We start from the raw sequence: 834 nt of genomic DNA, 5'->3' as shown, positions 1-834 counted from the left end.
TACTGAAAATCTATTAGATTAGCGAAAGTGTTCAATGTTATTTAGCAGCAACTGTCCATTTTATTTTAGCGTTTACAGATGTACCATCAGAGGGTCGTAACCATAGATTTATGGGGTGGAAAACTAATAGAGAGCATCAATTCTTTTCTGATTTAGAATTTAATTATCTTTGCATGGTGGATTGGGTTTCTGATGTCATAGATATTCGTGAACAATACCCTCTTGACAGAATGGTTACTTTAAAGATTTCAGAGGAATTAGGAATTAAACATCCCACAGATCCTAAAACAGGTACTCCTATCGTTATGACAACTGATTTCTTACTTACTTTTAGAGAAGACAATCATTTAGTCTATAAGGCTAGAACAATAAAACCTTCAACTAAATTAAATGAAGAAAATATTATGAAGAAGTTTGAAATTGAAAGAATTTATTGGGAGAATCAAGGTGTTAACTGGGGCATTGTTACTGAGGAAGAAATGCCTTCCCCTATTGTTAAAAATCTTAAATATCTTAGAAATTCCTATTTATTAGATGATGAACTTAATATTGATACTTTTTTGGATGAATGGAATTATTTTAGTGGTGAATTACTTAAAAATCTAAAAGACTTTGAGAAAAAATATAATTATGAGCATGGAACTGGAATTTCAATCTATAGACATTTACTAGCTCGTAAAACGTTACTTGTAGACATGAACAAAGACATTGATTTAAGTGAAGACGTTAATAACATTCGGATAAATAGAAAATTAATTAATGATGCTAGTATGGATGTATGGACACAAGTTAGTTAAGTCTCTATCCTATAAATAGAGAGGACGTGTCCGGAAT

At 30.8% G+C, this 834-nt stretch carries 1 protein-coding gene; it reads left to right on the top strand.

Features of this window, described 5'->3' with window-relative positions; genetic code table 11:
* Positions 1–110 precede the first annotated feature (110 nt).
* Positions 111–797, top strand: a complete 687-nt coding sequence (locus HF876_RS18725; RefSeq protein WP_169361561.1) for a TnsA endonuclease N-terminal domain-containing protein — start codon at positions 111–113, stop codon at positions 795–797.
* The last annotated feature ends 37 nt before the right edge of the window (positions 798–834 follow it).

The sequence above is a fragment of the Psychrobacillus sp. BL-248-WT-3 genome, from assembly GCF_012843435.1.
Taxonomy (GTDB): Bacteria; Bacillota; Bacilli; order Bacillales_A; family Planococcaceae; genus Psychrobacillus.
Note: the sequence above shows the minus strand (reverse complement) of the source record. Positions and strands in the feature narration are given on the sequence as shown.

What these genes read in the sequence shown, in the direction of transcription:
- HF876_RS18725 (WP_169361561.1), top strand. Translation starts at nt 111, where the DNA reads ATGGGGTGGAAAACTAATAGAGAGCATCAATTCTTTTCTGATTTAGAA.